Source organism: Parabacteroides sp. merdae-related_45_40 (assembly GCF_001915675.1).
The window spans coordinates 1-19012 of record NZ_MNQY01000110.1 but is presented as its reverse complement, the minus strand read 5'-3'; the positions used below and the strand labels follow the sequence as shown (position 1 = coordinate 19012).

The 19012-nt window shown below is 45.6% G+C and carries 12 protein-coding genes, 3 tRNA genes and 1 pseudogene; 14 read left to right on the top strand and 2 right to left on the bottom strand.

The window, feature by feature from the left end; translation table 11 throughout:
- Window positions 1-449: 449 nt before the first annotated feature.
- The 9 genes from BHV83_RS12860 to BHV83_RS12820 all read left to right on the top strand — a co-directional run bounded on the left by BHV83_RS12860 (window position 450) and on the right by BHV83_RS12820 (window position 9206).
- The gene (locus BHV83_RS12860; protein ID WP_005648961.1) at window positions 450-1751 is read left to right on the top strand and encodes a phenylacetate--CoA ligase family protein; all 1302 of its coding nucleotides are present in this window, start codon (window positions 450-452) and stop codon (window positions 1749-1751) included.
- Between the two features lie 35 nt (window positions 1752-1786).
- Entirely contained in the window at window positions 1787-2212 is a 426-nt protein-coding gene (locus BHV83_RS12855) for an ACT domain-containing protein (RefSeq protein WP_005643216.1), read from the top strand.
- A 13-nt stretch (window positions 2213-2225) separates the two neighbouring features.
- Window positions 2226-2366, top strand: coding sequence for a symporter small accessory protein (locus BHV83_RS12850; RefSeq protein WP_005638026.1), 141 nt, complete (start codon window positions 2226-2228; stop codon window positions 2364-2366).
- Window positions 2363-3919: a sodium:solute symporter family protein gene (locus BHV83_RS12845; RefSeq protein WP_005638028.1), complete on the top strand. Its 1557-nt coding sequence runs from the start codon at window positions 2363-2365 to the stop codon at window positions 3917-3919. Before BHV83_RS12850 ends, BHV83_RS12845 begins: the two co-directional genes overlap by 4 nt.
- Window positions 3920-4238: 319 nt before the next feature.
- On the top strand, window positions 4239-6290 hold the full coding sequence (gene htpG, locus BHV83_RS12840; RefSeq protein WP_122205932.1) for a molecular chaperone HtpG: 2052 nt from the start codon (window positions 4239-4241) through the stop codon (window positions 6288-6290).
- Window positions 6291-6519: 229 nt separating this feature from the next.
- The gene (locus BHV83_RS12835) at window positions 6520-8835 is read left to right on the top strand and encodes a patatin-like phospholipase family protein (RefSeq protein WP_046452649.1); all 2316 of its coding nucleotides are present in this window, start codon (window positions 6520-6522) and stop codon (window positions 8833-8835) included.
- Between the two features lie 75 nt (window positions 8836-8910).
- A tRNA-Arg gene (locus BHV83_RS12830) sits at window positions 8911-8987 on the top strand.
- Window positions 8988-9020: 33 nt separating this feature from the next.
- Window positions 9021-9097: transfer RNA gene (locus BHV83_RS12825), tRNA-Arg, on the top strand.
- Between the two features lie 35 nt (window positions 9098-9132).
- A tRNA-Arg gene (locus BHV83_RS12820) sits at window positions 9133-9206 on the top strand.
- Between the two features lie 49 nt (window positions 9207-9255).
- Here the strand turns inward: BHV83_RS12820 and BHV83_RS12815 are convergent.
- A complete protein-coding gene (locus tag BHV83_RS12815; RefSeq protein WP_147295488.1) occupies window positions 9256-9435 on the bottom strand; it encodes a hypothetical protein in 180 nt (59 codons plus the stop codon).
- 572 nt (window positions 9436-10007) lie between these two features.
- Between BHV83_RS12815 and BHV83_RS12810 the strand changes: the two genes are divergently transcribed.
- The 3 genes from BHV83_RS12810 (at window position 10008) to BHV83_RS12800 (ending at window position 14931) form a co-directional block, all read left to right on the top strand.
- Window positions 10008-11063, top strand: coding sequence for a Gfo/Idh/MocA family oxidoreductase (locus BHV83_RS12810; protein ID WP_005638038.1), 1056 nt, complete (start codon window positions 10008-10010; stop codon window positions 11061-11063).
- Between the two features lie 108 nt (window positions 11064-11171).
- Window positions 11172-12452: a serine hydroxymethyltransferase gene (glyA, locus tag BHV83_RS12805; RefSeq protein ID WP_005638041.1), complete on the top strand. Its 1281-nt coding sequence runs from the start codon at window positions 11172-11174 to the stop codon at window positions 12450-12452.
- 130 nt (window positions 12453-12582) lie between these two features.
- Complete coding sequence (locus tag BHV83_RS12800) at window positions 12583-14931, top strand: family 20 glycosylhydrolase (RefSeq protein ID WP_286757589.1); 2349 nt, start codon at window positions 12583-12585, stop codon at window positions 14929-14931.
- A gap of 145 nt (window positions 14932-15076) precedes the next feature.
- Here the strand turns inward: BHV83_RS12800 and BHV83_RS12795 are convergent, their stop codons facing one another.
- Window positions 15077-17527, bottom strand: a complete 2451-nt coding sequence (locus BHV83_RS12795) for an alpha-L-arabinofuranosidase family protein (RefSeq protein WP_286757588.1) — start codon at window positions 17525-17527, stop codon at window positions 15077-15079.
- 200 nt (window positions 17528-17727) lie between these two features.
- Here BHV83_RS12795 and BHV83_RS12790 point away from each other — a divergent pair, with 200 nt between their 5' ends.
- Together BHV83_RS12790 and BHV83_RS12785 are read left to right on the top strand one after the other, a co-directional pair.
- The gene (locus BHV83_RS12790; protein WP_119216359.1) at window positions 17728-18846 is read left to right on the top strand and encodes a hybrid sensor histidine kinase/response regulator; all 1119 of its coding nucleotides are present in this window, start codon (window positions 17728-17730) and stop codon (window positions 18844-18846) included.
- Between the two features lie 17 nt (window positions 18847-18863).
- Window positions 18864-19012: pseudogene (locus tag BHV83_RS12785) on the top strand (DDE transposase); the annotation flags it as partial.

Below are 19012 nucleotides of genomic sequence, written 5' to 3'. Positions count from 1 at the left end.
CTTACTAAGCTCATTGATATAAATCCCAATACAGATCACGAGACTATAAGAAATTTACTCCCCCATAAATGGCAAAGGTAGCATCGCGGAGACGATTACATAGTTATGATAGATGAATGATAGTTGAAAACAGGAACTATCATAGAATAATATACTGTTTTACAGGTATATAAATTCAATTATGATAGTATGATAGTTGTTTTGCACAAAACGCAAGTTCTTTGTTACCCTGCCTTATTGAACATTGTCCTTTTAATAGTTTTTACTCTGTTTACCGTCCCTTCGAGTAAGGCATTACTGTAGTTTGTGTCAACAGCCGCCTGTACCGCTGCCTTGTCGGCCTCTATGTTGTATACGAATCTGACCGGACTGATCTTTGATTTCTCCAAAATTAACAATACATTTGCAGTCTAATTTCATGAATCAAACACATTATAATGCAAAAAACGATGGAATATTGGCAGAAAGATATTGAAACCATGAATCGCGAAGATTTGAAAAAGCTACAGTTTGAGCGATTGAGAAAGACAATTGAAGCAGCCGGAAATTCTCCTTTCTACAGCAAAGTTTTCAAAGAAAACGGCATCACAGCCGACAGTATACAATCACTGGACGATTTGCAAAAGATTCCTTTTACGACGAAAGACGACCTTCGCAACAATTATCCGTACGGCATGGCGGCTATTCCTATCAAGGACTGTGTCCGTATCCATTCGTCAAGCGGTACTACAGGAAACCCAACAGTCGTATTGCATTCGGCCAAAGACTTGGACCAATGGGCTAACCAGGTGGCACGCTGTATGTATATGGTAGGCATTCGCGACACAGACGTATTCCAGAACACTTCCGGTTACGGAATGTTTACCGGAGGATTGGGATTCCAATACGGAGCTGAAAAATTAGGTTGCCTGACCGTACCGGCAGCAGCAGGAAATACCAAGCGGCAGATCAAGTTCATTACGGATTTTGGGACGACTTGCCTCCATATCATTCCCAGCTATGCTACTCGCCTGGCGGAAGTGATGTATGAAATGGGCCTCGATCCCCGTCGCGACACCAAACTGCACACCGTTTGTATCGGTGCTGAGCCTCACTCGGAAGAACAACGCCGCCGGATCGAACAATTGTTAGGCGTAAAAGCATACAATTGTTTCGGAATGTCAGAGATGAACGGCCCCGGCGTCGCATTCGAATGTACGGAACAGAACGGGCTCCATATCTGGGAAGATAATGTAATCGTAGAAATTATCGATCCAGTCACACTGCAACCGGTAAAAGAAGGTGAAGTCGGCGAAATGGTCCTGACGACCATCAACCGAGAGGCAATGCCTTTGCTCCGTTATCGTACCCGTGACCTGACCTGTGTCCTTCCGGGTGAATGTCCCTGCGGACGAACGCACAAACGCCTTGCACGTTTCAAAGGCCGTAGCGACGACATGATCATATTGAAAGGGGTTAACCTCTTCCCTATCCAGATCGAAAAGATACTGATGCAGTTTAAAGAACTGGGTAGCAATTATCTAATTACAATCGAAACGGTAGGAAACAATGACGAGATGCTGATTGAAGTGGAATTGAGCGACCTGTTTACCGACGATTACAGCGTTTTACAACGCTTGACAAAGGAAATCACCCGCCAGCTGAAAGACGAGCTGCTTCTGACTCCCCATCTCAAACTGGTCGCCAAAGGCTCCCTGCCGGTACAGGATGGAAAAGCTGTCCGGGTGAAAGACTTGCGTAAACTTTGCTGAACTCATAATTCATAAATCTAAAATCATAAATCAACATGACAGTCAATCAGATTTCTATTTTTCTGGAAAACAAATACGGTAAATTAAGCGAAATCCTCGCTTTGCTGGCCGAAGAGAAGATACGAATCATTGCCGCAACGGTAGCAGACACATCCGAATACGGTATTCTGCGCATTATAGTCAGCGATCCGCAAAAGGCTTATAAAATCCTGAAAGGCAACAATGTCAGTGCAAACCTGACCGATGTGCTGGCAATCGTCACAAACTCCTGTGCAGGCAGTTTTGCCCAGACTTTGTCTTGTTTCACGAAAGCCGGTGTCAGTATCGAATATATGTATTGCTTCTCAGCCAATGAGAAATCAATTTTGATCTTACGGACGAATAACCGGGAAGCCGCTCGCGAAGTGATCCGTCGTCAGAATCTGGAATATATTTGTGAAAGTGATTTGATCAAATTATAAACAACAACAATACATGTTCGGAATAAGCGACCCTGGCATCTGGCTGGCCTACCTGTTAGCCCTCGTCTGCCTGTTTTATTCCATCTGGTTCGGAATAACCCATTGGAATAAAGACGACGAGGAGAGTACTAACCCACAACAGCCGGAAAAATGAGCACACTGACTTTAGGTATCGTAGTAATTATCTATATGTTCATCCTGGCTTGGCTGGGATATATCGGATACAAACAAACGAAAAATGCTAGCGATTATTTGCTGGGGGGACGGAAAGTAAATCCTGTTATCATGGCCCTTTCATACGGGGCAACCTTTATTTCCGCATCGGCCATTGTCGGTTTCGGAGGGGTTGCGGCCACGTTCGGTATGGGAATCCAATGGCTTTGCTTGTTGAATATGTTTATGGGCGTTGTCATCGCTTTTATCATATTCGGGCGGAACACCCGTAAGTTAGGCGAAAAGTACAATGCCCGCACATTCCCGCAATTATTGGGGTTGCACTATAATTCGCGTGCCATACAGATATTTATTGCCGCCATCATCTTTATCGGCATGCCTTTGTATGCAGCAGTCGTAATGAAAGGAGGTGCAGTGTTCATCGAACAGATGTTCCACATAGACTTGCATCTGGCACTGCTTATTTTCACGCTTATAGTAGCGGCCTATGTTATCACGGGAGGTATTAAAGGCGTGTTATATACGGATGCTTTGCAAGCCGTCATCATGTTCGCCTGCATGCTGTTCTTGCTATTCTGGTTCTATCGGGTGATGGATATGGGCTTTATCGAAGCCAACCGGAAACTGACGGAAATCGCCCCGCTTGTTCCTGAACGGTTTAAGGAGGTAGGACACCAAGGATGGACAGCCATGCCTGTGACTGGGTCTCCGCAATGGTACACCCTCGTAACCTCGCTGATCTTGGGAGTCGGCATCGGTTGCCTTGCCCAACCTCAGTTGGTCGTACGTTTTATGATGGTGGAAAGCACCAAGCAATTGAACCGGGGCGTTCTGATCGGTTGTGTTTTTCTGATCGTGACCGTCGGAGCCATTTATCATGTCGGGGCATTATCGAACCTCTTTTTCCTGAAAACAGAAGGCGTGGTTGCATCGGAAGCCATCAAGGATATGGATAAGATTATCCCGCTGTTTATCGACCGGGCAATGCCGGAATGGTTCAGTGCCGTTTTCATGCTCTGTATCTTGTCGGCAAGTATGTCTACACTCAGCGCCCAGTTCCACACGATGGGAGCTTCTTTCGGGGCAGACATATTCCCTAAACTGGGACATCGAAAGAATGCCAACTCGACGATGGGTGTACGCATCGGAGTACTTTGCTCCATTCTGGTCAGTTATATAATCTGTTATACGCTGAGCGCAGGAGTCATAGCACGCGGGACAGCCCTGTTCATGGGGATTTGTGCCGCCACTTTTCTCCCGGCCTACTTCTGTTCCCTTTTCTGGAAAAAGGCGACCAAGGAAGGAGCACTGGCTAGTTTATGGACGGGGGCACTGGCAAGTTTGTTTGCCATGCTGTTTCTTCACAAGGCGGAAGCCGGAGCAGTCGGCTTATGCAATATGCTGTCTGGGCGTGATGTTTTGATCGATATCTATCCCTGGTTCGCCATCGATCCGATCCTGTTCGCATTGCCTTTATCCACCGTTGCGATGGTTCTCACAAGCCTAATAACGTATAAAAAGCAAGAGATCTGAAGATATTAGATTTTATTAAAACCAAAAGAACAAAATTTAATATTTTATCTATTGACAATTATAGAAGTATCCGTACATTTGCAATGTGGTTTTTTCATAATAGTATTAGATTTAAGGTTAACAAAGTTGGTTAGGGGTTGTCGTGAGACAGCCTTTAATTTTTTATATACATTCCAGTTCTTTCCCTCTCCATACTGATAACTTGTCAGTCAAAATGTCATTTTGTTTGTTTGGCATTGTTTTTGTAACTGAACATTGCGTAAATAATTATAGTTATAGGAAACAATAAGTATAACATCAAAATATTTTATATCGGATTATGGCAAAACAAGGAAACATCGGTGTTACGAGTGAGAACATCTTCCCTATCATCAAAAAGTTTTTATATAGTGATCACGAAATTTTTCTTCGTGAATTGGTATCTAACGCAGTTGATGCAACACAGAAGTTGAAAACACTGGCTTCTGTCGGCGAGTTCAAAGGAGAACTGGGAGATTTGACCGTACATGTCAGCTTCGATAGCAATACGATCAAAATCTCCGACCGCGGTATCGGTATGACTGCCGAAGAGATCGACAAATATATCAATCAGATCGCCTTCTCCGGCGCAGAAGAGTTCGTTGAAAAATACAAGAACGACGCAGCCGCCATCATCGGCCACTTCGGACTTGGTTTCTATTCTTCTTTCATGGTTTCCAAGAAAGTGGAGATCGTCACCAAATCGTATAAAGAAGGAGCCGTTCCTATGAAATGGAGCTGCGACGGCACACCCGAATACACATTGGAAGAGACGGAAAAAGAAGATCGCGGAACAGACATCATCCTGTATATTGACGACGAGAACAAAGATTTCCTGAACAAAGACAAGATCAACAGCCTGTTGACTAAGTACTGCCGTTACCTGCCAGTTCCCATCGCATTCGGAAAGAAGCAGGAATGGAAAGACGGCAAATATGTCGATACCGACGAAGACAATATCATCAACGATATCCAACCGGCATGGGTTCGTAAGCCGACTGATATGACAGATGAAGATTATAAGAAATTCTATCAGGATCTGTATCCGATGTCCGACGAACCTCTGTTCTGGATTCATCTGAACGTGGATTACCCGTTCCATCTGACCGGTATCCTGTATTTCCCGCGCATCAAGAGCAACATCGATCTGCATCGCAATAAGATCCAATTATACTGCAACCAAGTGTTCGTCACCGATTCGGTTGAAGGTATCGTTCCTGAATTCCTGACATTGCTGCACGGTGTGCTCGATTCTCCGGATATCCCGCTGAACGTGTCCCGTTCTTACCTACAGAGCGACCAGAACGTGAAAAAGATCTCCAACCACATTATGAAAAAGGTGGCAGATCGCCTGGAAGAAATGTTCAAGAACGACCGTCCTCAATTCGAAGAAAAGTGGGACAGCCTGAAACTTTTCATCCAGTACGGAATGTTGAGCGAAGAAAAATTTTACGATCGGGCAGCCAAGTTCGCCCTATTGAAGGATGTAGACGGCAAATATTACACATTCGAAGAGTACAAAGCCCTGACGGAAGCCAACCAGACAGACAAGGAAGGCAACCTGATCTACTTGTACACAACAAATGCCAATGACCAGTACAGCTATATCCAGGCTGCAAAAGACAAAGCCTACAGCGTGCTGATCATGGATGGTCAGCTGGATGTCCATGCTATAAGCCAGATGGAACAGAAGTTCGAAAAAACACGCTTCGTCCGTGTGGATAGCGACACGATCGACAATCTGATCCGCAAGGACGATGTCAACAAGGTAACACTGAATGAGGACGAAAAAAATGCTCTGCAGGAGATGTTCAAAAGCCAGTTACCGAAGATCGAGAAGACAGATTTCATTGTCACATTCGAGGCGTTGGGCGAAAACTCAAACCCGGTCATGCTGACACAAAGCGAATATATGCGCCGTATGCGCGAAATGTCTGCCATGCAACCAGGTATGTCGTTTTATGGAGAACTGCCGGATAACTACAATCTGGTGCTGAACACAGACCACGAACTGGTTAAGAAAATCCTGAGCGAAGAAGAAGCGGCTTGTGCCGAAAAGCTGAATCCGATCCTTTCTGACCTGAAAGGCTGGAAAGCCCGCCAGTCCGACTTGCGCGAAGCCCAGAGCAAGAAGAAAGAAGAAGAAATCACTTCTGAAGAGAAGGAAGATATGACGAATACGAACAAAAAGATTGACGAACTGGTAGAACAGCGCAACAGCATCCTGTCTGAATATGCTGGTGGAAATAAACTGGTCAGCCAGTTAATCGACCTTGCCCTGTTGGCAAACGGTATGTTGAAAGGTGAAGCATTGAGCCAATTCATCAAACGCAGCGTTCAGATGATCGGTTAAACCGAAGCTGGAAAAAATAGCAAAAGGGTGTCAAAGTCCCCATTCCCGCACTTGATATGGGAATGGAAAGTTTGACACCCTTTCTTATTTTGACCAACGGCCGACACCAAGTTTCTTCGCAAGATTAACAAAACGGACTAATTTTATGTTGTATTTTATATATCTCAAACTCTTGTATTCTGAGAAATAACGACTACATTTGAATTCATTAAGCAGAGAAGATACAAGTATGAAAAAAATAGCTGTACTGACAGCCCTGTTGTTTGCGGCCTTACAAATAGGATATGCCCAGAAAGTAGGCTTGGTTCTGAGCGGTGGCGGTGCGAAAGGTGCCGCCCATATTGGAGTAATCAAAGCTCTGGAAGAAAACGGAATACCTATTGATTACATAACGGGAACATCTGCCGGCGCGATCGTCGGTAGTCTCTATGCAATGGGATATACACCCGAAGAAATGGTTGAACTGATGCTCTCCGAGGAGTTCAGCTACTGGCAAACCGGAACGGTGGAAAACGAATACAAATATTATTTCAAACGCCCCGACCCGACACCGGAATTCGGGCACTTTTCCATAGACATGACCGATTCGTTACAAGTGAAAGCCAGTTTCCTTCCACAAAGTCTGATCAATCCGATCCAGATGAATCAGGCGTTTATGGCCCTGTTTTCACAAGCGACAGCAAAAGCCGGCTGGAATTTCGACAATCTCTTTGTCCCATTCCGTTGCGTGGCCTCGGATATCTACAGCAAAAAAGCTATTATCTTCAAAAATGGAGATCTCGGAGACGCTGTCCGTGCATCAATGACATTCCCCTTCTTTTTCCAGCCGATCTGGAAAGATAGCGTCCCCATTTTCGACGGCGGTATCTACGACAATTTCCCGGTAGGCCCGATGAAGGAGGCTTTCCATCCGGACTTCATCTTCGGTTCGACTGTGGCAGGCGGTAACAACAAACCTTCGTCCAATCCTTATAACCAGCTTGAAACAATGATCATGCAGAAAACGGAATACGACGTACCCGAAGACGAAGGTATGATGATAAAATTTAGCTTCCCTACCGTCTCCCTGCTCGATTTTCAAAAAGCACGGGATTTGATGAATATTGGCTATAAACGGACGATGGCGATGATCGACTCCATCAAGGCGCGTGTCCCCCGGCGTGTGGAACTAAGCGAAGTCAACAAACGCCGTGCGGCCTATAAGCAAGGCCTTCCTCCTCTGATTTTCCAGAATATATATGTGACAGGCGTAAATGAATCGCAAAAGAAATATATTGAATCCCAACTCCATCGTGACATCAATCATGAGTTCTCGATGGAAGAGTTCAAGCGTGCTTATTTCAAAATGCTAACCTATTCCAAGATTAAAGAGATATTGCCCCATGCCGTTTATAATCGGAAGGAAAAGAAGTTCGACCTGTATCTTGATGTCAAAATGAAGGAAGAGATCGCGGTTGGATTCGGAGGCAACATCTCCTCCTACCAGGCCAACCAACTGTTTCTCGGACTGGGATACCAGTATTTGAGACGATATGCCGCCGATGTAAACGCCAACTTCCAGGTCGGCAACTCGTTCAGCGGTGTGATGTTGAACGGCCGTATCTATTTGCAGACGAGAATACCGACCTATCTGAATTGGCAAGGCGTATTCTCAGACAAAAAATACTCCGAAAGCCAGTCTTTGTTCTACGAAGACGTACTACCGGCTTTCATCCACCAGAAAGAATTGTACACGAAGGTCAAGTTAGGATTCCCATTTCTGAACCGTGCCAAAGCCGAGATAGGTTTTGCTTATGGCCGGCTGAATGATTACTATTTTCAGACTTCCAACATGACATTCCCGAACGCGACCACCGATCATAGCTGGTATGATCTGTTTGCCGGTTCGCTCAGCATCGAGCGTAACTCGCTGGATTATAAACAATATCCGATCTCCGGGCGAAAACAATTCTTAGTGGCACAATATGTAACGGGTACAGAAAAGTATATGCCGTCTCCCATTACGGATATGGGCTCATTCGACCGGAAAGTCCATAGCTGGCTGCAAATGAAAGGTGAATGGGAACAGTACAAGACGATCAGTCCATATTTCAACCTCGGTTTTATGAGTGAACTAGTGCTCTCCAGCAAGAATCTGATGAACAACTATACGGCTTCCGTTTTGCAAGCACCTGCCTTCACACCGACGCCACATAGCCAGATTGTCTTCAACGAGGCGTTCCGCGCCAACCAATACGTGGCATTCGGTTTGTCACCGATCTTGAAATTCAGCAAGCTGCTGCACTTTCGCCTCGACATGTACGGTTTCGCACCGTTATACGAAATAAAAAAAGAAGAAGTATGGAACAATAACACGTACACGGCAATCCCCTATTACGGGAAATTCCTTCATTCTTTTAAATATATGGGAGAAGCAGCCCTTGTTTTACAACTGCCTTTCGCTAGCATCAGCCTGTATGCAAACGGATACAGCTATCCAGCTAAAAATTTTAATTTTGGCTTGAATATTGGTTATCTGATATTTAACCCAAAGATGCTTGATTAGTCAAAAAAAAGATACCGAAAAGGCTTGCGAATATAAAAGAAAGTGCTACCTTTGCACTCGCAATCACGAAATAATGGCCGCGTAGCTCAACTGAATAGAGTAGCTGACTACGGATCAGCCGGTTACAGGTTTGAATCCTGTCGCGGTCACCATTTCAAGATGAAGTTTAAACGAAAATGAAGATTGGCCGCGTAGCTCAACTGAATAGAGTAGCTGACTACGGATCAGCCGGTTACAGGTTTGAATCCTGTCGCGGTCACCATTTTAAGATAAAGTTTAAACGAAAATATAAAGATTGGCCGCGTAGCTCAACTGAATAGAGTAGCTGACTACGGATCAGCCGGTTACAGGTTTGAATCCTGTCGCGGTCACAAAAAAGAGAATGTTATTAATTAACATTCTCTTTTTGTTTTTGAAAAATCATAAAAGTTCACTCTGCCCTTCACTATTTCCTGTTCCTGCATTCTTTTGCGCATCCATAAACTCCTGATGCAATTCATAGAGCAAGTCGATATCTTGTATGTCTTTCACCCCCAATATTTCCTGCATTAAGGCAACCTTCCCGTTTTCAGCGTCCGTGTACGACATCATACTTTTCATGTTTTTTAGATTATTTGAATTTATATTCTTCATATACCTCAAATAAACAGTCTTGTTTTTTACATTGTTCACAAACTGCTGATATTTTTTCACTTCAATTATTCTGCTGTCACTCTGAGTAGAAATATCAAATTAGCAATGTCTCAATTTTCTTACGGGAAGAATAAGGAACTGGCTTTGCATAACCTATTCTGAGTATCAAGACTGGGAATTCCCTATTGATCGGCAACCTATCTTGTAAGGCAGAAGCTAACGTCATAATCTCACATGGCTGATTCAGAAATGCATAAGAAATCCCAATCTCGGCAGCTTTCAATAAAAACGTGAGAGTTCACCTTACGTCAATACATTCTTTAAACGTATTCTGTAGCTACGATTTGTCTGCCGTTTCTCTATTTGGTAGAATAAAATATCTTCAATCATAATAGCATTATCAGCAATGCGAAATTTCCAAGGTTGCGTGTTATGTCCCGAAGGCATTAGAAACATAACTCGCTATTTGTTTTCTGTAAAAATCGTAAGCCATCGTAATCGATAAATTCATATCTTCGCAAAAATAAACTTTCATAAAAATGGAAAAGATAAAAACAGGATTGGCAGCCTTCGGCATGTCTGGACAAATATTCCACGCCCCATTTATCAGTACAAACCCAGCTTTCTGCCTGACAGCAATCACGGAGCGCAATAAGAATCTGTCGAAAGAGCGTTATCCTTCAGCCCGTATTGTGCGCAGTTTTGAAGAGCTCGTTGCTTTGGATGAGCTGGAACTGGTCGTTATCAATACGCCAGACAGTACGCATTACGAGTATACACGGAAAGCACTGGAGGCAGGAAAGAATGTGATTGTCGAAAAACCTTTCACGGCAACAGCAGAGCAAGGACAGGAATTAGTCGACCTCGCTCGGTCCAAAGGCCTGGCTATAAGCGTATATCAGAACAGGCGTTGGGATTCGGATTTCCTTACAGTTCGGGAAATACTGAATAAAGGGCTGTTGGGACGTCTTGTTGAGTTCGAGTCAACTTTCCCTCGCTATCGCAACTTTATAAAACCGGGAACATGGAAGGAAACCGGAGAGTTGGGCGGCGGCTTGACCTATAACCTAGGGGCTCATATAATCGACCAAGCTGTTCAATTGTTAGGTGTGCCAGATGCGGTTTTCGCCGATATCGACACCATTCGTACAGGCGGCATGGTAGATGATTATTTCGTGATCCATCTACTTCGTCCGTCTAAGGCGCCACGTGTCAAAGTCACCCTGAAATCCAGCTATCTGATGTGCGAACCAGAGCCCCGCTTCATCTTACACGGTACGGAAGGCTCATTCGTCAAATACGGCCTGGACCGTCAGGAAGCGGATCTGAATGACGGACAAATGCCCGGTACTCCCTACTGGGGAGTTGAAGACGAAAGTACCTGGGGACTTCTTCACACAGAGAAAGACGGCAACGTCGTCCATTACAAATATCCCAGTCTTGCCGGAAATTATGCAGGATTTTACGACAACATCTACCGTCATCTCCGCCACGGAGAACCGCTCTTGACGGATGCCGCCGACGTATTGCTTGTCATCCGCCTGATCGAGGCAGCCTGGAAGAGCAGTAAAGAAGGAAATGTGGTGAAGTTATAAGGATATTTCGATATTATTTATCCCTGCTATAGATTTTTTATCGTAAATTTGCCAACGATCCCCCCAAAAGAAGAAGGGGACTCATTGCAATAACCAATTTTACATGTAATGAAAAGAGACAATATCATTTTCGACATCATTGAGAAGGAACATCAGCGCCAACTGAAAGGTATTGAACTGATTGCTTCCGAAAACTTTGTCAGCGACCAGGTGATGCAAGCCATGGGTAGCTGTCTGACCAACAAATACGCAGAAGGATATCCCGGTAAGCGCTATTATGGAGGTTGCGAAGTAGTAGACCAGAGCGAAACTATCGCCATCGAACGGTTGAAACAGATTTTCAATGCAGAGTGGGCCAACGTACAACCGCATTCAGGAGCACAGGCTAACGCAGCCGTATTTCTGGCAGTCCTGAATCCCGGCGATACATTCTTAGGCCTAAACCTGGCACACGGTGGCCACCTTTCTCACGGTTCTCCTGTAAACAGTTCTGGTATTTTATACCACGCTACAGAATATAATGTAAAAGAAGACACCGGTCGTGTAGACTACGACCAGATGGAAGAAGTCGCTTTACGAGAAAAACCGAAATTGATCGTAGGTGGCGGTTCCGCTTATTCCCGTGAGTGGGACTACAAACGGATGCGTGAAATAGCCGACAAGGTCGGTGCCCTTCTGATGATCGATATGGCTCACCCTGCCGGACTGATCGCAGCCGGACTACTGAATAACCCGCTGGAATATGCCCATATTGTAACTTCCACAACCCACAAGACCTTGCGCGGTCCGCGTGGCGGCATCATCCTGTTAGGTAAGGATTTCGAGAATCCCTGGGGCAAGAAGACACCGAAGGGAGAGATCAAGAAGATGTCCCAACTGCTGGATTCCGCCGTATTCCCAGGCATACAGGGCGGTCCGCTGGAACACGTGATCGCCGCCAAAGCCGTGGCCTTCGGCGAAGCGCTGGAACCGGAATACAAGACCTACCAGGCTCAGGTAAAAGCCAATGCGGCTGCTATGGCAAAAGCATTCATGGACAAAGGTTACAAGATCATCTCCGACGGTACGGACAACCACAGCATGTTGATCGACCTGCGCAAGAAGTTCCCCGAACTGACCGGCAAGGTGGCAGAAAAGGCATTGGTAGCCGCCGATATCACCGTAAACAAGAATATGGTTCCGTTCGACAGCCGTTCGGCATTCCAGACTTCCGGCATCCGTGTCGGAACTCCGGCTATCACGACCCGCGGCGCTAAAGAACCGCTGATGGCCGAGATCGTCGAACTGATCGACACTGTACTGGCAGCACCCGAATGCGACAAGACTATCACGGCTGTTCGCGAAAAAGTGAACGGCATCATGAAGGAATATCCTATCTTCGCTTGGTAACACTATAGATTTATGATTTTTGATTTATGATTTTTGATTTATGATTTATGCGGCACGGAAATAAATCGTAAATCAAAAATCATAAATTTCTTCCTTCTTTCTAAATCAATCAAATTACATAAATTCCAAAATGAAAACTTTTTTATCACTTTGTGCCGGCGCAGCATTTTGTATCCTTGCGTCGTGCAGCGAAGGGCCAACTAAACAGATGCCTTACAACCAGGGCATCAATGTAATCCCGACGCCGGTAAGCCTCGTCCAGAACGAGGGTAGTTTTAAACTAAGCAAAAACACAGCCTTCTCCGCCTCCACTCCGGAAGCTAAAACTGTTGCCGAATATTTTGCCGCCCAGATGAATCTTGCCACCGGTTACCAGATAACGGTCAGTGACAAGGCCGCCTCAAACGGCATTGCACTGGCGATCGACGAGGCACTGGATGTAAACGACGAAGGCTACACGCTGGATGTCACTCCGCAAGGCGTGACGGTTAAGGCTAAGACCCCGCAAGGCTTGTTCTACGGCATGCAAACGTTCATGCAGTTGCTTCCAGCCGAGATCCAAAGCCCGGCAGTCGTAAACGGTATCGCCTGGACTGCATCCTGCGTGACAGTGAAAGACGAACCGCGTTTCGAATATCGCGGCATCATGCTGGATCCTTGCCGTCATTTCATCCCGGTAGAGAACGTAAAGAAACATCTCGACGTATTAGCTTTGTTCAAGATCAACCGCATGCATTGGCATCTGACGGACGACCAGGGCTGGCGTATCGAAATCAAGAAATACCCAAAACTGACAGAAGTCGGTTCCAAACGCATAGATGGCGAAGGAACGGAATATAGCGGTTTTTATACGCAAGACCAAATCAAGGAAGTGGTAAAATATGCAGCAGACCGTTTTATCACGATCGTTCCTGAAATCGAACTTCCGGGACACGAGTTGGCTGCAATCTCCGCATATCCCGAATTGTCTTGCAAGGGCGAACCGACCACCCCGCGTATCATCTGGGGGGTAGAAGACATCGTATTGTGTGCCGGAAAGGAAAAACCGTTCGAGCTCCTGCAGGATGTTTTCGACGAAGTCGCACCTCTTTTCCCCGGCGAATATATCCATATCGGTGGTGACGAATGCCCGAAATCAAGCTGGAAAGAATGCCCGCTCTGCCAGAAGCGCATCCGCGAGGAAGGTCTGAAAGCCGACAAGAACCATTCTGCCGAAGAAAAGCTGCAGAGCTATTTCGTTCAGCGCATGGAGAAATACCTGTCCGAAAAGCATGGTAAAAAGATCATCGGATGGGATGAAATCCTCGAAGGCGGCCTCGCTCCTTCCGCAACCGTCATGTCTTGGCGTGGTGAAGAAGGCGGTATCGCTGCTGCAAACATGGGACATGAAGCGATCATGACTCCAGGAAGCGGTGGCATGTACATTGACCAATTCCAAGGTGATCCGAAGATCGAACCGGTTTCTATCGGCGGTTACGATCCGTTATCAAGAGTGTATGCATACAATCCGATACCCGATACTTTGGTCGCTACCGGAAAAGCTAATTTGATCAAGGGGGTACAAACAAATCTGTGGTCCGAATATATGTACAACACTGACCTATTGGAATACCGTGCCTATCCGCGTGTGCTGGCATTGGCTGAAATCGGCTGGACTCCATTGGCACGCAAGGATTATAAAGACTTCGAACGTCGCCTGGATAATGCCTTGGTCCGTCTGGACGAACTGAACATCAACTACCATATTCCGCAACCGGAACAACCGAACGGCTCATGCGATTTTGTCGCTTTCACCGACAAGGCTTCTCTGGAATTCAAGACTACCCGTCCGGTCAAAGTGGTTTATACGATCGACGGAACCGAACCGACTCCGGAATCAACCGCCTATTCCGCTCCGATCGAATTCACGGAATCCGGCGTTCTGAAGATCCGTTCCGTATTGCCTTCCGGCAAGATGAGTAAGACTCGTACGATCACGGTTGAAAAGCAAGCTTTGGCCCCCGCTAGAGAGGTTGCCAAAACTACTCCTGGATTGGAAATGCAAGTGACCGACGGCATGTTTTTGAATTCTTCCAAACTGGGAGACGTAAAAGAATGGAAGAAATCGGTTATCAAGGATTTGCGTGAAATCACCAGTGTTGTCAAGTCAAGCGAATCTATGCGCGGTGTCAAACAATATGCTGCCATAGCAACTGGTTACGTCAACATCCCTGAAGATGGCGTTTACTACATTTCTTCCGACAACGAAGAAGTATGGATCGACGGCAAATTGTTAGTGAACAATGCAGGTGAAGTGAAACGCTTCTCCCGCCACGACAGTTCGGCTGCATTGTCGAAAGGCTTGCATGAGATCAAAGTGGTATTCTTAGGACATATCATTGGCGGCTGGCCCTCAAACTGGAACGATGGCAGCGTGAAACTTCGCAAAGACGACTCCGACAAGTTTGTCAAGATCACTCCTGAAATGTTAGTCCATTAATCAATGCGATACTAAACGGAAAAAGGCTGCTTCATTACTGAGGTAGCCTTTTTTATTTCATCCGGCAGGCATCCGGCAGTCAATGGATCGGCATCGGTTGGACGCGCGACCGGCATCGGTTTTGAATCCGATGCCAGTCGCCCTGTCAGTCGATCTTCAATTTCATTATCGTAATCGAGTTAGGAGGAAAATTGTACACTTTGGGACCGCTCAACGAGAAGGATATTTCTTTTGTCTCCGGTACGACCACGCTGGGGTGGTCGTAAGTGTTACGCGCTTCGGGATCTCCTGTGAGCTGAATAATTTCCGCCGTATTTTTGACACTGACGCCTTGCAGGTTCAACTCCGTCTTCTCTTCGTGCTGAGTCGTATTGATCACCTTCAGTATAATCGTATGAGCCTCCTTATCCAACGCCGCAGTAGAGACCAATGAAGGTATGCCGGGAAGTATCGTCTCATGAACCAGCGTGTCATTCACAAAACAACCGATTTGTTCGCCTTTGCAAGCGATCTTCACGTTATACCAACGATTACTTTGGAACGGATAAAGAACAGGTGTACGTAACGTATCCCTCACACCTCCCGCCTGGCGATAGAACTCTACAACACCAGAACCAATCGTCAACCCGATATAGTCATTTCGTTCTCCAAACAGCCCGTTGTCACGCACACGGAATTGGACTTGCCCGCTCCCCTTCGTCCGCCTGATATCCGCCGAGAACGTATAGTCATAGGCAGACGGATCGCCTAAAAGGATATAGTTCCACCTGTTTGCAACCGGCGTCAACGTACCCTGTCCGACCGTCCAGCCTCCGGTCATGACAGCCCCTTCCGTAACCGGCGAATTGTCTATTTTCACCTCCTTGAATTCATAGCTGTTATCGAACATTTCGATACCGGCGCGTCCGAAGGTCACCTGGGGTTTCTGATAGGTGCGGACTTCGGTCTTCAGCACTTCGTCTCCCCTATTGCTGCTAAACATTTGCAACAGATAGTAAGAAGGAGAAAGAGCAATCTGTTCACCGTCAAAAAAGATGACCGGATAACGTTCTATTTTGTATTTTGTATTTCCCAAAACAGGGGCATAAGCCAAACACCTCACAATCTCCTGTCCGTTTTCTACCCCTGCAAGAAAGCAAGCCTCCCCAATGGCCGCCCGCAAACTTCCGGGAGCTGCCCCACCGGACAAGCCGAACTCTCCGATAAAGACAGGAGGCATCCGGCGCGTATACTGTCCGGCAACAAAACGGTTGTGATTAGAGATCAAAAATGATTCGCTCGAATAAAAATGAGTATCTGACCATTCATTTCTGTTCTTTCCTCTTATGTCGGAACTGCTTATCACCATAACCTCCGGATAAGCCTCTTGGATCGCTTTTTTAAACAACTCGAAACGCTTCGTATATTCCGGTCCGTAATTTTCACTGCCGATCTCCACATACTTCAATTCGAAAGGTTCCGGATGTCCGTGACTAGCTCGCAAAGTTCCCATAATGGAATCGGCCGGTTCATTAGCATAAGCGATGGCATCTAAGGCATCTTGTACTAGTTTCCCCATTGCCGTTATGTCTTCATAACGCGGACGACGACTTTGATTGGTCACACCACTATTAATGACATAGACCGGTTCAGCATCCAAATCTTCACACATCTGGAGATATTCATGATAGCCGATGCCGTTCGTCGTACCGTATGCCCACACATTCCAAAAATGTTTGCGTTCGGCAATGTCTCCTACGGTTTCACGCCAGACCGGATAGGTTCCCGCCGTATACCCTTCTACAAAACTTCCACCGGGGAAGCGAATGAAAGCAGGTTTCAATGATGCAATCAGTTCCATCAGTTCCGGACGTAATCCATTCGGACGGCCTTTCCATGTATTTTGCGGAAACAGAGAAACAACATCCAGCCAGAAAACAGCCGAACTGTCAGTCGTTATCGTCAACACGGCTTTATTTGTATTCGAGGTTGCGGTAAAAGTGTACTTGTACTTCCTCCACTCATAAGCTGGTGCTACCCGAAAAACTTCACTTAGGGCCGTTTTTCCGGTAGAATCGACCAAAGTCAGACTTACGGTCTTCGAAGCCATAGAGGCTCCTTTCATATAAAAAGACAAATCATATTTCTCACCTTTCCGAAGCGGTATTCCTCCATATCCTTCGGCAATGACACCTCCTTTTCCTGATTCGGCTGAAGCAGACACCGAAACCAGCAGAGAACGCCGGTTCTTGTCATTAATCAATTCCTTAGTATCGGGATACATATAAGACGTCGCAGAAAAGCAACGCCATCCCGGTACCGAATCAGAACGCAGGAAAGGAATAGTCCATCCATTTGGGGTAGTCAGAACCCGGCGGACAGGGTCGTACGGGCAATTCAAGGGAGGAACCCCGTCTTCAAAGCTCCGGTTTTGTATCAGTTCCGCATAAATACCGCCATCCACCGCATGGTTGATTTCCTCAATGGTCAAACCATACAGTTCCTTGTTAACAGGGACTGTCAAACCATCTCCCTTTACCAGAATAGAGGAGGTTACAGGCATTTCCGGCTGACAGCTGGCTAATATGAGCGCTAAAAGAACTAAATTCGATTTCATGGTGCAAACTTAAATAATAATTTTAATAAAAAGCCCCATCTCATCCTATATCAAGCGTTTTAGTTGGACACATTTAATATATAAAAGAATTATTCTTCAGAAATGGAATTTATTTTAGGGGAAAAGACGATTATGTCGACAGAATTAAATACATTTGTATCATTGATAGTATTTGAATATCAAGAAAAGTACAGAATCAAATGGAAAACTTAGCATCACAATATACTGTATTAGTGGTGGACGATGTGCCAACTAACGTTATGCTTGTGCAAGCGATACTAAAAAAAGAAGGTTATACGCTACTGACGACAGATAGCGGAGCTAAAGCGCTACGCATTGCCCAAGAAAGGCATCCCAATCTTATTCTGCTTGATATTATGATGCCAGAGATGGACGGATACGAGGTACTGCAGCATTTGAAAAGCAATCCGGAAACCAACAACATCCCCGTCATTATCATGTCAGCTTTGAGCGATATGCAAAGTATCGTAAAAGGTTATCAGTTGGGAGCAACAGAATATGTAACAAAACCTTTCCAACGGGAAGAATTGGTGAAACGTGTCGCCCACCGTTACGAACTGTTCAGTATCAAACGTATCAAGCAGGAACTTGAAAATACAATCGAATCCCGCGACACGCTCTATTCCGTTATTGCACACGATTTACGCTCTCCGCTTGGTTCTTTGAAGATGATGAATAACGCCATCCTGATGATGGTCGATAAGAATCAGGTTAGCGATGAGGTATACGAAATGCTTCAGATGATGAACAAGACATCGGAAGAGATATTCCAGCTTCTCGACAACCTCTTGAAGTGGGCAAAGAATCGCCTGAACAAACAGAACATTTACAGACAACAAGTCGACATCAACAGCATAGTCAACAGCACTGCCGAGATATTTATTCCAATGGCTACCCAGAAAGGCATATCCATCATGCTTGAAGGTCTGGATAAAGAACTGATGGGATCGACAGACATCGATATGGTAAAAACTATCGTCCGTAACCTGATTTCCAACGCAGTCAAGTTCAGCTACGAAAAAGGTTTGATTACAGTATCAACCAAAACAGACGGGGATTTTGTCGTTGTCAGTGTAAAAGATTCAGGTAAAGGGATCAAAAAAGAAGACCAGGGTAAGCTATTGAGGTCAAACACTCATTTTACTTCTTATGGGACAAATAACGAAAAGGGATCTGGCTTGGGATTAATGCTGTGTAAAGACTTTGTCGAACAACTCGGTGGCAAGCTCTGGTTTGATTCCGAAGAAGGGAAAGGCACCACCTTCTATTTTTCCTTGAAAGTGTCAAATCAAGAATAATAAACAAACTCCTTTAGGAAAGCATCGAATGGCTCTACAGGCATATATGCCGGCATTGCAGGGATCTCTGGGCATAAGGCGTCCGCGCAACAAATACAGGAATGTGGCGGAATCCTATCTGTCCTACTGCAAGAAAAGAAAGAGGAGAGCTTCAAGGACAAGAATG

What these genes read in the sequence shown, in the direction of transcription:
- BHV83_RS12860 (WP_005648961.1), top strand. Translation starts at nt 450, where the DNA reads ATGGAATATTGGCAGAAAGATATTGAAACCATGAATCGCGAAGATTTG.
- BHV83_RS12855 (WP_005643216.1), top strand. Translation starts at nt 1,787, where the DNA reads ATGACAGTCAATCAGATTTCTATTTTTCTGGAAAACAAATACGGTAAA.
- BHV83_RS12850 (WP_005638026.1), top strand. Translation starts at nt 2,226, where the DNA reads ATGTTCGGAATAAGCGACCCTGGCATCTGGCTGGCCTACCTGTTAGCC.
- BHV83_RS12845 (WP_005638028.1), top strand. Translation starts at nt 2,363, where the DNA reads ATGAGCACACTGACTTTAGGTATCGTAGTAATTATCTATATGTTCATC.
- htpG (WP_122205932.1), top strand. Translation starts at nt 4,239, where the DNA reads ATGGCAAAACAAGGAAACATCGGTGTTACGAGTGAGAACATCTTCCCT.
- BHV83_RS12835 (WP_046452649.1), top strand. Translation starts at nt 6,520, where the DNA reads ATGAAAAAAATAGCTGTACTGACAGCCCTGTTGTTTGCGGCCTTACAA.
- BHV83_RS12815 (WP_147295488.1), bottom strand. Translation starts at nt 9,435, where the DNA reads ATGAAAAGTATGATGTCGTACACGGACGCTGAAAACGGGAAGGTTGCC.
- BHV83_RS12810 (WP_005638038.1), top strand. Translation starts at nt 10,008, where the DNA reads ATGGAAAAGATAAAAACAGGATTGGCAGCCTTCGGCATGTCTGGACAA.
- glyA (WP_005638041.1), top strand. Translation starts at nt 11,172, where the DNA reads ATGAAAAGAGACAATATCATTTTCGACATCATTGAGAAGGAACATCAG.
- BHV83_RS12800 (WP_286757589.1), top strand. Translation starts at nt 12,583, where the DNA reads ATGAAAACTTTTTTATCACTTTGTGCCGGCGCAGCATTTTGTATCCTT.
- BHV83_RS12795 (WP_286757588.1), bottom strand. Translation starts at nt 17,527, where the DNA reads ATGAAATCGAATTTAGTTCTTTTAGCGCTCATATTAGCCAGCTGTCAG.
- BHV83_RS12790 (WP_119216359.1), top strand. Translation starts at nt 17,728, where the DNA reads ATGGAAAACTTAGCATCACAATATACTGTATTAGTGGTGGACGATGTG.